This window comes from Arthrobacter sp. B10-11, assembly GCF_033142195.1.
Taxonomy (GTDB): domain Bacteria; phylum Actinomycetota; class Actinomycetes; order Actinomycetales; family Micrococcaceae; genus Arthrobacter; species Arthrobacter oryzae_C.
Genome location: NZ_JAWMTH010000002.1, coordinates 21,175 through 34,293, shown reverse-complemented (window position 1 = coordinate 34,293; position 13,119 = coordinate 21,175). Strand labels below are relative to the sequence as shown.

General features: G+C 65.6%; 10 protein-coding genes and 1 tRNA gene. 7 read left to right on the top strand and 4 right to left on the bottom strand.

Annotation, left to right across the window (positions count from 1 at the left end; genetic code table 11):
• Positions 1-74 precede the first annotated feature (74 nt).
• The 3 genes from RW112_RS05830 to RW112_RS05820 all read right to left on the bottom strand — a co-directional run bounded on the left by RW112_RS05830 (position 75) and on the right by RW112_RS05820 (position 6,136).
• Entirely contained in the window at positions 75-4,655 is a 4,581-nt protein-coding gene (locus tag RW112_RS05830) for an ExeM/NucH family extracellular endonuclease (protein WP_317780868.1), read from the bottom strand.
• A 375-nt stretch (positions 4,656-5,030) separates the two neighbouring features.
• Entirely contained in the window at positions 5,031-5,852 is an 822-nt protein-coding gene (locus RW112_RS05825) for a VOC family protein (RefSeq protein WP_317780867.1), read from the bottom strand.
• A 196-nt stretch (positions 5,853-6,048) separates the two neighbouring features.
• Positions 6,049-6,136, bottom strand: a tRNA-Ser gene (locus RW112_RS05820).
• A 123-nt stretch (positions 6,137-6,259) separates the two neighbouring features.
• On the opposite strand from RW112_RS05820, the gene RW112_RS05815 reads away from it, so the two are divergent.
• From RW112_RS05815 to RW112_RS05785, 7 genes are all read left to right on the top strand, one after another.
• Positions 6,260-7,243, top strand: a complete 984-nt coding sequence (locus RW112_RS05815) for an NAD(P)H-quinone oxidoreductase (protein WP_317780866.1) — start codon at positions 6,260-6,262, stop codon at positions 7,241-7,243.
• Between the two features lie 133 nt (positions 7,244-7,376).
• Positions 7,377-7,919: a PadR family transcriptional regulator gene (locus RW112_RS05810; protein WP_317780865.1), complete on the top strand. Its 543-nt coding sequence runs from the start codon at positions 7,377-7,379 to the stop codon at positions 7,917-7,919.
• 172 nt (positions 7,920-8,091) lie between these two features.
• The gene (locus RW112_RS05805) at positions 8,092-10,392 is read left to right on the top strand and encodes a carbon starvation CstA family protein (protein ID WP_317780864.1); all 2,301 of its coding nucleotides are present in this window, start codon (positions 8,092-8,094) and stop codon (positions 10,390-10,392) included.
• 13 nt (positions 10,393-10,405) lie between these two features.
• Entirely contained in the window at positions 10,406-10,597 is a 192-nt protein-coding gene (locus tag RW112_RS05800) for a YbdD/YjiX family protein (RefSeq protein WP_305939759.1), read from the top strand.
• Between the two features lie 180 nt (positions 10,598-10,777).
• Positions 10,778-11,401, top strand: a complete 624-nt coding sequence (locus RW112_RS05795; RefSeq protein WP_317780863.1) for a bacterial proteasome activator family protein — start codon at positions 10,778-10,780, stop codon at positions 11,399-11,401.
• A gap of 7 nt (positions 11,402-11,408) precedes the next feature.
• Entirely contained in the window at positions 11,409-11,864 is a 456-nt protein-coding gene (locus RW112_RS05790; protein ID WP_317780862.1) for a hypothetical protein, read from the top strand.
• Positions 11,865-11,941: 77 nt separating this feature from the next.
• Positions 11,942-12,787 carry an aldo/keto reductase gene (locus RW112_RS05785; RefSeq protein WP_317780861.1) on the top strand — a complete coding sequence of 282 codons (846 nt, stop codon included), beginning with the start codon at positions 11,942-11,944 and terminating at the stop codon, positions 12,785-12,787.
• 62 nt (positions 12,788-12,849) lie between these two features.
• On the opposite strand, the gene RW112_RS05780 is transcribed toward RW112_RS05785, so the two are convergent.
• The gene (locus RW112_RS05780; protein WP_317780860.1) at positions 12,850-13,098 is read right to left on the bottom strand and encodes a hypothetical protein; all 249 of its coding nucleotides are present in this window, start codon (positions 13,096-13,098) and stop codon (positions 12,850-12,852) included.
• Positions 13,099-13,119: the final 21 nt, after the last annotated feature.

The following is a 13,119-nucleotide window of genomic DNA, read 5'->3' as shown; positions in this document are numbered from 1 at the left end:
CGCCTCCGAAGCCGGGAACCGCAAGGTTCCCAGCCCGGCGACGGGGCATGTTCATTCTGTGTCAGGCTTCGAAACTAGCCCTTCAGGCAGTTCTGGTACTGGAGCCAGGCCAGGCTGTACTTGATCCAGCCGGCAAAGTCATACCACTTGGTGGGCGGTACGGGGGCGGTGCAGACCGGCGGCACGGGGCCGCTGTCAGCAACATGCACCGCGGCCTTGACCACGGTCCCCGATTCAGCTGCGGTAAGCACCAGGGTGCCGGCGCCTGCCGCCGCCCCGGCCGGGACCTTCACGTCCACGGTCGCGGCTCCGGCGGATACCGGGATGGTGCCGAGCTGCGTCACGGTGCCCGCAGCGTCCGTGAAGGAAGCAGCCAGCGAGGTGTTGACCGGGCTGCCCAGGGACGTGAGATCCAGCTTGGAGACCGCCAGGGTAACGGAGTCGCCTACCTTGACCTCGGCGGCCGTGGTGTTCACGACCGCCACAGTGCGGCGGGCGAAGTCCGGCGATACCGGGTTGTGCTCCTGCAGGTACTTGATCCAGGCATCACGGTCCACGAGCCCCGAGTCCTCGGTACCGGCACCCTCCTTGAAAATCCGGAAGTTGTCGCCGCCGGTTGCCAGGAAGCTGAAGGTGCCGATCCGGTAGGACTTGGCCGGGTCGATGAGCGAGCCGTTGACCCGGATGGAGGTGATGCGGTCACCTGCGGCGCGGGCGGCGTCGTAGGTGTAGTTGACGTTCTTGGACAACCCCAGCTGCTGGTAGGCGCGGCTCGGTACCGTGCCGTCCGGGTTGGTCTGCCACTGCTGTTCCAGGAGCGTCTTGAACTGTGCCCCGGTCAGGGAGGTGGTCCAGAGGTTGTTCACGAACGGAAGCACGGCATTCGCCTCCGCGTAGGTGATGGTTCCGTCCGGCGCGAAGTACAGCTCGTTGCGCAGGCCGCCGGGGTTTACGACGCCGATTTCGGCGGCCCCGAGGTCCGGCGCCTTGAGCGAATCCACGAGTGAGTCGGCCACGAGGTTGCCCAGGGTCGATTCGTTCGCGCGGTCGTCACGGGACGCCGGGCTGGTGGCCGTGGCGGGCGTGAAGGCCGTGGTGATATCAGCGGTGACCTTGCCCACCGGCTGGTTTCCGATCACGGCGGCGTCGGCGATCGCCTTGTCAACGATCGCCTTGACTGCGGCCACGCGCGGGTACTTGGCCACCAGGTCCGCGGCCGTCTCCGTGGTGGTGGGCACGGTGCGCTTGACGTTGCCGGCTTTGTGGCCGGTGACCTGCATGCTCGCGGTGTCCACTGTCAGCTGGATCTGGCCGATGAACTCGCCGTAGCTGCCGGTCTGGACGATGGGGCGGGTTTTGCCGGTCGGCTGGCCGCCGGCGTCGAGGACCGGGGCATCCCACGCGTACTGCTTGTGCGTGTGGCCGGTGAAGATGGCGTCCACCTCGGGAGAGGTTTCGTTGACAAGCTTGGCGAAGGGGCCGCCGGCGGCGACTTCTTGCTCCAAAGTGGAGCCGTCGGGTGTGCCGGACCCGGCGCCGTCGTGGTTTTCCACGATGATGACGTCGGCGAGCTTGTCGGCGGTGATCTTCGCGGCAACACGGTTGATCGCGTCAACGGGATCGCCGAATTCAAGCTCGGTGATGCCGGCGGGCGTGACCAGCGAGGGAACTTCCTGGGTGACGGTGCCGATCACGGCCACCTTGACGCCGTTCATCTCCAGCACCGTGAATTCCGGCAGGGCCGGTTCCGTGGTGCCCTTCTTGTAGACGTTGGCGCCGAGGTACGGGAATTTTGCGTTCGTACCGCCTGCCACAACGCGGTCGCGCAGGTCCGCCCAGCCGCCGTCGAACTCGTGGTTGCCCACAGCGGAGGTGCGCAGCTCGAGGGCATTCAGCACATCGATGGTGGGCTGGTCCTTGGCGACAGCCGAAGCGAACAGCGAGGCTCCGATGTTGTCTCCGGCGGACAGGAACGCGGTGGCCCCCGGTGCGGCGGCGTCCCGGAGCTTTTCGAGGGTGGCGGCGAACAGGACCGTGTTGGAGTCGATGCGTCCGTGGAAATCGTTGATGCCCAGGAAGTTCAGGTCCACGCTGGCAGGCGTCACAGGCAGGTCCACGCCCACCACCACGGGATCGTGGTCACTGGCGCGGAACTGGTCCGGCGCATAGTAGTTGGTCACATTGTTGTTATACCGGCTGTACTCCAGCGCAACGGACTCCACGGAGTTGATGTTCCAGATGTCGGCGCCGGTGACCACCGAGTTTGCGCCCGGCGAGGCGAGGACGTGGTCCAGGGAACCCACCAGGCCGCCGAACAGGTAGGAGTGCTTGGCGGAGCCGTCGGCGTTCCGGGCCTTCTCGTCCTGGTTGACGTAACCGGCGGCCGTGAGGACGTTGAGGGGATCTTCCTTGGCGTAGGCGTTGAAGTCACCCATCAGGAAGACCTTGTCCGTGCCCTTCGAGGCCTGCAGGTCGTTGGAGAATGCGAGCAGCGATTTGGCCTGCTCGGTGCGGGCCAGGTTCGAGGCGCCCTGGCCCTTGTCGGTGTCCTCGGGAGTCGCGGCTGAGCCTTTGGACTTGAAGTGGTTGGCGATGGCGATGAACTTCTTGTCATCGGCCGCGCCGGCCGGCTTGAATACCTGGGCCAGCGGCTTGCGGGCAGTGGCGAAGGCCACGGTGTCGTTGTGGATGATGGATTCGCCCACCGGTTCCGCAACAGCCTTCTTGTAGATGAACGCGGTGCGGATCATGTCCTCGTCGGCCAGCGGGGGAGCGTTGGCAGGCGTTCGGACGTAGTCCCAGATTCCGGGCGTGGGAACGTTCAGGGCTTCAACCAGCTTGGCCAGGGCATCGTCGCGGTCCTTGCCGAACTGTGCGGAGTTCTCAACTTCCATGAGGGACACGACGTCGGCGCCGGACTTGCCGATTGCAGCCACGATTTTGTCCTGCTGGCGCTTGAGGTTCTCGGCGTTCGCGGCGCCGCGGGCGTCACAGCCGCCCTTGACGGTGATGGGGTTGCCGTCGCGGTCGGTGTAGAACGTGCAGCCGGTGAGCGTATCGCCGGTGGTGGGGAAGTAGTTCAGCACGTTGAAGGAGGCAATTTTCAGGTTGCCTCCGACGGCGGCGGGGGCCTCGGCGCGGGTGGCACCGAAGGTGGCCGGCTGGATGATGCCGGCGTTTTCCGGCACCAGGTGGGTCAGCGGCTGGAACTTCCAGGAGTTGTTCGCGTAGCTGAGCACCACATCGGTCTGGAACGTCACCGGGGAACCGACGCGGACGGGGTCCGCGGTGGTCAGGTACGGCAGCACCTGCGCCTTGGTGGCGGCGTCCTTGAGGAAGTTGGTGCTGGCGCCGTCGTCGAGCTTGATGCCGCGGGCGGCGTTGGCCGCCACGGTCGCCGTGTATTCGGCCGAGCCGTAAGGGGCGACGGCGGTGGGCTGTTCGAGCGGCGTGGTGCCTCCCGCCAGGCCGATTTCGCCGTACTGGTTCAGGGAGTAGTTGTCGGTGACCGTCACCGGGCCCTGGGGCGCCAGCAGCATGCCTTCGAGGGATTCGCGGAAGGCTTCCTCTGCAGGGAGGGTGAAGCCGGTGGACTTCACCTCCGGGGCGGCCTCGGCGAGTTTCTTCAGGCCGGCTGTATCCGCCACGTTCACCTGGGTCATCCCGTAGAACTCACTGATGGAGCCGGTGACTTCGACATAGTCACCGACCGCGACGGAACCTACGGTGGCGGGGGAATACACAAAGATCGCGTTCGACGCCGTGTGGTTGGCCGGCGTCAGGTCGCCGCCGGTTCCCGGGGTCTGGAGGTAGAAGCCGTTGAAGCCGCCGGTGGGGAAGGCAGCGGTCACCTTGCCGCGGGTGGTCACGGTGGTGCCGATGAACGGGCTGGCCGCCCCGGATCCCTGGATCTCGGCGATGGTCCTGGCAGCAGGGGCCGGAGGCGGATCCACGGGGTCGGGGTCAACGGGACCCGGGTCTACCGTGCCGCCGGCAGTGGTCGGGGTGATTGTGGCACTGAGGGCGAAGTCGGCCGAGTTGTTGTTGCTGTCCGCAGCGTTCGAGCGGTTCAGGCTCTTGACGTCCGTGTTGCCTGAGGGGGCCGCGGCGGCCTGGGTTTCAAAGGTGTTGGACGCGCCGTACCCCAGCAGGTCCGCAACGTTGGCCGGCTCGATCACCGAGCCGGTGGCAAGCGGACTGAGGGCAGCGGCCTGCTTTGCGAGGATCAGGGTTCCGGCGCTTCCGGAGAGGTTCAAGCCGGTGGCCACCAGGTCGGGCGCGGGCAGCTCCGGTGCCGTGGAGGTGGCGCTGTTGGTGGAGCCCTGGATCAGGTAGTGTCCCTTCGCCGGGATGCTGCCGTTGAGGGCCGCCACTGTCGTCGGCGATGCTGTGCCGGTGGCGGAGCGGTACTGGAGGGACCAGCCGTCCAGCGTTACCGGCGCGTCGGAAGTGTTGTACAGCTCGACGAACTTATGTTTGTAAGCCGCTCCGGAGCTGCCGCCACTGAGATAGGCCTCGTTGATAACGACGGGCGACGTGCCTGCAGCGGCCGGCGAGACCTCCACTGCGAACGCCGGCACGGCTGCCAGCGGAGCTGCGATGAGCCCCGCTGATAACGCCGTGCCCAGCGCAATTTTCCATGGTGTGCGATTCATCCGCTCTAACTCTCATGAGGGTGCCCCGGGTAAGGGCTCGGTGGAATGTGTCCGGCGTTGTGGCGCGGACAAAAGGGCCCGGACTTTACTCCTGGTCAAGTAGTTTCCGGCACAGCAAAACAGAGTCGAATGAACGTGCGGTTGATTCAGCGTGCATTCTGCGAGACGTCCCCCAGCGAAACGTTCTCCGCCGGCAACGGGACGGCATCGGCCCTGTCACGGCGACAATGTTCTACGGCAGTGCTTTCATTTTCTGCTTATGCCGGCCCACCCCATGCGCCGGACATGCAAAAAGAATACCGGCCAGTAGCTCCGATGGAAGCGGCTGGCCGGTATTTCTTATATCAATTTACTTAAACGAAACCCGCGGGCGGTTTACGCGCCCGTGGTATCTCCCGAAGCGGTTGGATCTGCGGAGCCCTGACCGGTGTCGGCCACGATCTTGAACATGGCCCCGGTGGGGTCGGCCAGGGTTGCCAGCCGGCCGAACGGGGTGTCGTCCGGCCCGTCGATCACCTGCGCGCCGAGGCCCACGGCCTTTTCAATCGAGGCATCGGCGTCCTCCACCGCAAAGTAGATCTGCCAGTTGGACGGAACCTCGGCGGGCAGGTAGGCGGAGGCGTCCATGATGCCTGCTTTCGCGGCGTCCCCTGCGCCCAGTGTGGTGTAGCGGAACTCGGGGGTGTCGCTCATGACGTCGGTGTCCCAGCCGAACACGTCCTCGTAGAATTTGACGGCGGTGGGGTAGTCCTTGGTGTGAAGCTCGTGCCACGCGGGCGTGCCGGGCTCGGCCACGAGCTCGTAGCCGGTCATTTCGCGCGGCTGCCAGACGCCGATGGCCGCGCCGGTGGCATCACCGAAGATTGCCATGACCCCCTGCTCCGGGACGTCCATGGGCGGCATGAAGACCTGGCCGCCATGCTCGGTCACGGCGGCGGCAGTGGCGGCGGCGTCGTCCGAACGCAGATAGGTTGACCAGGCGTCCGGCATTCCGGCCTGGCTTTCGTCCTTCAGCATCATGCCGGCCACCGACTTGCCGTTCTTCGTGGCAGTGATGTACCCGCCGTACTTTTCCTGGTCGCCGGCCTGGAAGTCCCAGCCGAACAGTTCGCCGTAGAACTGCCGGGCCTTGTCGGTGTCCGATGTCATGAGGTCGATCCAGCAGGGTGCGCCGGGAGTGATGTCAGGGCTGGGCATAGTGGCTCCTGTCGGGTTTCGCGGCACAGAACCGCGGAGGGGTTTGGTCGGTGAAGACAAAGCAGACACTATTCCGGAGCACCGACACTTTCAATGGTCGTGGTTCCATGGCCGCGGTCCGAAGCAGGCTTCGACGGGACTTAAACGGAGGATGCCCCCGGGTCCTGATGGTTCAGGGACCCGGGGGCATCAATCGCGGAAGGTAAGAGATTCGAACTCTTGGTACGGGGTTACCGCACACTGGTTTTCAAGACCAGCTCCTTCGGCCGCTCGGACAACCTTCCTTACCGAGTAGTGTTTCATAGGCAGTTGGCTGCGACAAAAACCGTCCGGAGTGTTTGCGGGCGGGCGTGGCCGCTGCACACTATTTTTTGTGGCAGGAAGCAGCTAGGAATCGGGAGTTCTCCATGAAGGCCGTCTACGTTAGCGAGGCCGGCGGGCCTGAGGTGCTCGAAGTGCGCGAGGTTCCGGCTCCGGTTCCGGGCCCCGGCGAGGTGCTGATCGACGTCGTTGCCGCAGGCCTCAACCGTGCCGATGTCCAGCAGCGCCGGGGGTTCTACCCGCCGCCGCCAGGAGCGTCGGAGATCCTCGGACTCGAAGTGTCCGGCCGGATCGCCGGCTTCGGCCCCGGCGTGTCCAAGCCGTTTTCCATCGGGGACAAGGTGGTGGCGCTGCTCGCGGGCGGCGGTTATGCCCAGAAGGTGGCGGTTCCTGCGGAACAGGTGCTGCGAATTCCCGACGGCGTGGATCTGGTCACCGCCGCTTCCCTCCCTGAGGTGGCGGCCACGGTTTACTCCAACCTGATCATGACGGCCCAGCTTCAGCCGGGGGAGACTGTCCTGATCCACGGTGCCACGGGCGGAATCGGCACCATGGCCATCCAGCTCGCCAAGGCCTTCGGCGCCAGGGTGGCCGCCACGGCCGGAACTGCGGAAAAAGTGGGTACCGCCAAGGCCTTCCTGGGCGCGGATATCGCCATTAACTACACCGAGGAGGACTTTCCCGAAGCCCTCCGTGCGCAGAACAACGGGCACGGCGCCGACGTCATCCTGGACGTGGTGGGTGCCAAGTACCTTCGGCAGAATGTCGACGCGCTGGCGGACTACGGGCGGCTCATTGTGATCGGCCTCCAGGGCGGCACCAAAGGTGAGCTGGACCTCGGTAAGCTCCTCAGCAAGCGGGCCGCCATCATCGGTACGGCGCTGCGTCCCCGCCCGGTCGCGGAGAAGGGCGTCATTATCAATGCCGTCCGTGAAGCCGTGTGGCCGCTGCTGGCCGACGGGCGCATCCGGCCACTGGTTGCCAAGACCTTCCCGCTGGACCAGGTCCGTGCGGCCCACGAGTACTTCGACTCCGGCGACCACGTGGGGAAAGTCCTGCTGGTCATGTAGCGGTACCGGGCGGGGGACTGAATACCCAGTATTGCCCCGGCCGCGAAATCACGCTACTGTAATTCCATACGCGGTATGCACGCGTCTTGGGGGCGCGTGTATGCCGTCGTCTTATGCGACATCAGGGGGCAGCATGTCCATTCGTCATAGTCTCCTCGCCCTGCTCCAGGACAAACCCCGTTACGGGTACGAGTTGAGGGTCGAGTTCGAGGACCGCACCGGCTCGGCCTGGCCGCTGAACATCGGCCAGGTTTACACCACACTGGACCGGCTGGAGCGGGACGGATTCGTCAGGAACGACGGCGGCGACGGCGAAGGCCACGTCGTGTACAGCATCACGGACGCCGGACGGGCCGAAGTCACGGGCTGGTTCGGGGCTCCGGTGGGCCGCAGCAATCCTCCCCGGAACGAACTCGCCATCAAGCTCGCACTCGCCGTGACCATTCCCGGCGTCGATGTCGGAGCCATTATCCAGGCACAGCGAGTCGCTTCGGTGAAGGCGCTGCAGGACTACACCAAGTCGCGCCGCGATGCTTCCGCCAGCCAGCGCCGGGCGGATGTCGCCTGGCTGCTTGTGCTCGACTCGCTGATCTTCCAGACCGAAGCGGAGGTCCGGTGGCTGGACCTCTGCGAAGCCCGCATGGCTCAGCTCACGTCGCCGTCCACGCCAGGCTGACCCTCCGGATTCCCCCGGCTGACCCTACGGATTTAAGCCGTTCAACGCTCCCGCCCGACCGTTCAGCGAGGCGTGCGGAACCACCCGTCTAAAAGCAGTATCCCTGCGTCCGGGGCATTGGTATGGTGCGAAGGGGAGATCACTTTTCAGCTGGGGTTCTCGAGGAGGAGACATGGGCAAGATGCCGGATGGCAAGGCACGGACTGCATTATCGGAGGACGCGCTAAAGCCAGATCCAAACCTTCCGCCAACATCGGTGGACGAGGCGGTGCTGGAGGCCGAGGAACGCAAATGGACGCCTGCGAAGATCGCCATCTGGGCAGCAATCTCGCTGCTGGGCGGCGTGTCCTGGTTCATGCTGGCCATCATCCGGGGCGAAACGGTCAACGCGATCTGGTTCGTCTTCGCCTCAGTCTGCACGTACCTGATCGGCTACCGCTTCTACTCCAAGGTGATCGAACGCTACATCACCAGACCGAACGACCGCCGTGCCACTCCTGCCGAATACAAGGCGGACGGCAAGGACTACGTCCGGACTGACCGCAACGTACTTTTCGGCCACCACTTTGCCGCCATCGCCGGCGCCGGCCCGCTGGTTGGCCCGGTCATTGCGGCCCAGATGGGCTACCTGCCCGGCACCATCTGGATCATCATCGGCGTCGTACTGGCCGGAGCGGTGCAGGACTACCTGGTCCTGTTCTTCTCCATGCGCCGCGGCGGCCGCTCGCTGGGCCAGATGGCGCGTGAGGAACTCGGTGTGATCGGCGGCACCGCCGCCCTGATCGCCACCCTGCTGATCATGGTGATCATCGTGGCCATCCTCGCCCTCGTCGTCGTGAATGCCCTGGGCGAGAGCCCCTGGGGTGTCTTCTCGGTGGGCATGACCATCCCCATCGCACTCTTCATGGGTGTCTACCTGCGCTTCCTGCGGCCCGGCAAGGTCATGGAAGTTTCGCTGATCGGCTTCGTGCTGCTCATGGCCGCCATCATCGGCGGCGGCATCGTGGCGGAAACCGAGTGGGGCGCCGCGTTCTTCACCCTGGACAAGGTGACCATCGCCTGGGGCCTCATCGTTTACGGATTCATCGCCGCTATCCTTCCCGTCTGGCTCCTGCTGGCGCCCCGGGACTACCTCTCCACGTTCATGAAGATCGGCGTGATCGTCATGCTCGCGCTGGCCATCATTGTGGTCCGCCCCGAAATCACAGTGCCCGCCTTCAGCGAATTCGCGAGCCGGGAGAACGGACCGGTGTTCCCCGGGGCCCTCTTCCCGTTCCTGTTCGTCACCATAGCCTGCGGCGCATTGTCCGGCTTCCACGCCCTGATCTCCTCCGGCACCACCCCGAAGCTGATCGAAAAGGAACGCCAGACCCGCCTGATCGGCTACGGCGGCATGCTGATGGAGTCCTTCGTGGCCATCATGGCCCTCGTCGCAGCCATCTCCATCGACCGCGGGCTGTACTTCGCCATGAACTCCCCGACCGCCCTGACCGGCGGAACGGTGGAAACGGCCGCCACCTGGGTCAACAGCCTGGGCCTGGCCGGGGTGAACATCTCTCCTGACCTCCTGGCGGAGACGGCCAGGAACGTCGGCGAGGAAAGCATCGTGTCCCGCACCGGCGGCGCACCCACGCTGGCCGTGGGCCTGGCCCACATCATGCAGCAGTTCATTGGCGGCACGGCAATGATGGCGTTCTGGTACCACTTCGCCATCATGTTCGAAGCACTGTTCATCCTGACCGCCGTTGACGCCGGAACCCGCGTGGCCCGCTTCATGCTGCAGGACTCGATCGGCAACTTCATCCCCAAGTTCAAGGAGCACTCCTGGCGGCCGGGAGCCTGGCTCTGCACGGCCATCATGGTGGGTGCCTGGGGTGCGGTGCTCCTGATGGGTGTCACGGACCCGCTGGGCGGCATCAACACGCTGTTCCCGCTGTTCGGTATCGCCAACCAGCTGCTCGCGGCCATTGCACTGTCTGTCTGCCTGGCCATCGCGGCCCGCAGGGCGTCGTTCAAGTACCTGTGGATTGTGGCCCTTCCGCTGACCTTCGCGGCCGTCGTGACCATCACCGCCAGCTTCCACAAGATCTTCTCGCCGGTTCCGGCCGTGGGTTACTTCGCCAACAACGCGGCGTTCTCCAAGGCCCTGGCTGACGGGAAGACGGAATTCGGCACGGCCAAGACGGTTGCTGCCATGGAGGCCGTGGTCCGCAACACCATGATCCAGGGCTGGCTGTCGGTGATCTTCGTGGTGCTGAGCATCATTGTCATCATCACGGCCTTGGTGGCCACGATGAAGGCGTTCCGCAACGCGCGGGACGGCGTCGCCCACACCGACCACGAGGACCCGGCTGTGCCGTCCCGGGCCTACGCGCCGTCGGGGTTCATCCCCACTCCCGCTGAACGCGAACTCATGGCCGAGTGGGACAAACTTCCCGCCGACCTGCGGCTCGAAAAGTCAGCGCACCACTGATGCGGGGCCGGTCATGAACGCGATACTCGAAGGCTTCCGCGGCTTTGCCCGGTACTTCGGCGGAGTCATGGGTGCGGACGCATATGCGAAGTACCTGGAGCACCATGCGGCTTCAGGGCACGGGCACGCTCCCATGACCGAACGCGAGTTCTGGCGGGACCACACGGACAGGCAGGACAGCAATCCCCAGGGCCGCTGCTGCTGACGTGCAGGTGCTGCTCAACGGCTGCCGCCGCTGAGGGGAACACCTGCGCTCTTGAGGGCGCCGCCGGATCCGTAAGGTCCGACGGCGCCCTCGGCCGTTCCGGGACACGTTCCGTCACGGTCGGGGTCACCGGGTTCACTGACTGGCGCCTGCGCTCGCGGCTCGTGAGAGTATGAAGCCATGAGCGATCCGAACGACACTCAGCCTGCTGTTGAGGACCCTGTAGAGGGCACCACCCTGGACGATGCGGCATCTTCCGGCCCGGCGTTTGGCCCCCAGGCCGGCCCCCGGCCGAAGGGGAGCAGCCTCCAGGACCTGGTGGATGAGCCCGCCAAGGTGATGCGGATCGGCACCATGATCAAGCAACTGCTGGATGAAGTGAAATCGGCACCCCTGGACGAAGCTGCGCGCGGGCGCCTGGCAGCAATCCACGAACGCTCCATCAGGGAACTCGAGGACGGGCTGGCGCCCGAACTCGTCCAGGAGCTGGAACGGATCAGCCTGCCCTTCCCGGAACGGGCGACTCCCTCGGAGGCGGAACTGCGCATCGCCCAGGCCCAGCTGGTCGGCTGGCTGGAAGGGCTCTTCCACGGCATCCAGACCGCCATCGCCGCCCAGCACGCTGCCCGCGAACACGCCGCCGCGCAGAGGCAGCTGCGCCAGCTGCCGCCCGGGACGGTGATTGCGCCGGGTGTGGTGATCGGTGAGGACGGCGAGCCGCAGCGAGCCCGGGCACCGCATCCCGGCGCAGAGAAGCCGGGCACACCGGAAGATCCGGACCACGGTCCCGGCCAGTACCTCTAGGGTCCGCGTGGCATTCTTCGCAGCCGCCCGTCAGGGGCGCAAAGACGACGCCGAGCTCGGCAAAGGCCTGTGGCGGCGCGCCCATGACCGGTTCCTTCGCGGGCTTGACCGGTTCCACCAGGTGCTGGAGGGCGTGGAGGATGACGCGCTGTATGCCGAGCTGGTGGAAATCGCCAACGATCTAGCCGGCCTCGCCGTGAGGGTGCGGATGGTGTGCGTCGAAGCCCAGCTGCGCTCACCCAGCGACGGGCTGGACATACCGGGAGCGCTGGCGGGCGTTCACCGGTCGCTGTCCAAGGCAGGCAACTCGCTCGCCACCACGGCCGAAGCAGCGGCGATGCTGCGCCTCGCCGTCGGCCCCGTACCGGTCGGGGCAGCCTCGGTCCGGCGCCGGGCGGAGTCGGTCTTTGAACAGATCGCCGACGCCGAACGCCGCCTTGCCGAACAGCCGCAGGAGTCCTAGCTATTCCCGGTTAAGCGCCTAGCTTAGCGGGGCGAATGTCGCTGGCCGGACGGTGCTGTGGTTGGCAGTATTGAGCAATGACTTTTTCTCCTGAACTGACCTTCAATGATGGCAACACCATTCCCCAGCTCGGCTACGGAGTGTGGCAGGTTGAGGACGACGTAGCGGAAAAGGTAGTGGTCCAGGCCTTCGAGGCCGGATTCCGCCACATCGACACCGCCAAGATCTACGGCAATGAGGCGGGCGTGGGCCGCGCCATCGAGCGCTCCGGGCTGAAGCCCGAGGACATCTTCATCACCACCAAGCTGTGGAACGCAGACCAGGGGTACGAGTCCACCCTTGCCGCCTTCGAGGCGTCCATGGAGCGGCTGGGCCTGAAAACCCTCGACCTGTACCTCATCCACTGGCAGCAGCCGAAGCAGGATAAGTACGTGGACACCTGGAAGGCGCTGGTCGAGCTGCAGAAGCGGGGCCGGGTCAAGTCCATCGGTGTCTCCAACTTCACCACCGAGGGACTGCAGCGGATCATTGACGAGACCGGTGTTGTGCCGGCCATCAACCAGGTCGAACTGCACCCGTTCTTCAACCAGGCCGAACTGCGCGACTTCAACGCCTCCAAGGGCATTCTCACCCAGGCGTGGTCCCCGCTGGGCCAGGGCGGCGAGCTCCTGGAGCACCCGGCCATCGCAGACATTGCAGCCAAGCACGGCGCCACACCCGCCCAGGTGGTCATTGCCTGGCACCTTGCCATCGGCAACGTGGTGATTCCGAAGTCCGTCACGGAGTCCCGGATCCGCGAAAACTTCGCGGCTTTGGACGTCACGTTGGACGAGGCCGACATCCAGGCCATCAACGGGCTGGACCGGACCGCCGACGGAACGGGCCGCATCGGACCGGACCCGGCCGTGTCCGACTTCGCATAACAGCCGACTTCACCTGAACGGTCACCAGGCCCCGCACTCGGTGCGGGGCCTGGTGCGTTTCCTTAAGCCGCCAGCCGGCCCTGTTCGGCGGGCACGGCGTCGATAATGGCCCACCCGTCCTCGCCGGACACCTGCCGGCTGGCGAACCGCTCCGCCTCCGGCAGGGAGTCGAACGCTTCCGTGCGGATCAGGCCGCAGTCGGTATCTAGATAGGTGACGTGGAATTCCCGGGGCTCCGTGGCGTCGCCGCCGAGGTTCACGCGAGTGGATCCGTGAGTGATTGCGTGGCCGGTGCTGAGGTTCTTGTCCATGAATCCAGTGTGCAACCGGCC

What these genes read in the sequence shown, in the direction of transcription:
- RW112_RS05785 (WP_317780861.1), top strand. Translation starts at nt 11,942, where the DNA reads ATGACTTTTTCTCCTGAACTGACCTTCAATGATGGCAACACCATTCCC.
- RW112_RS05815 (WP_317780866.1), top strand. Translation starts at nt 6,260, where the DNA reads ATGAAGGCCGTCTACGTTAGCGAGGCCGGCGGGCCTGAGGTGCTCGAA.
- RW112_RS05830 (WP_317780868.1), bottom strand. Translation starts at nt 4,655, where the DNA reads ATGAATCGCACACCATGGAAAATTGCGCTGGGCACGGCGTTATCAGCG.
- RW112_RS05805 (WP_317780864.1), top strand. Translation starts at nt 8,092, where the DNA reads ATGGGCAAGATGCCGGATGGCAAGGCACGGACTGCATTATCGGAGGAC.
- RW112_RS05800 (WP_305939759.1), top strand. Translation starts at nt 10,406, where the DNA reads ATGAACGCGATACTCGAAGGCTTCCGCGGCTTTGCCCGGTACTTCGGC.
- RW112_RS05780 (WP_317780860.1), bottom strand. Translation starts at nt 13,098, where the DNA reads ATGGACAAGAACCTCAGCACCGGCCACGCAATCACTCACGGATCCACT.
- RW112_RS05810 (WP_317780865.1), top strand. Translation starts at nt 7,377, where the DNA reads ATGTCCATTCGTCATAGTCTCCTCGCCCTGCTCCAGGACAAACCCCGT.
- RW112_RS05825 (WP_317780867.1), bottom strand. Translation starts at nt 5,852, where the DNA reads ATGCCCAGCCCTGACATCACTCCCGGCGCACCCTGCTGGATCGACCTC.
- RW112_RS05795 (WP_317780863.1), top strand. Translation starts at nt 10,778, where the DNA reads ATGAGCGATCCGAACGACACTCAGCCTGCTGTTGAGGACCCTGTAGAG.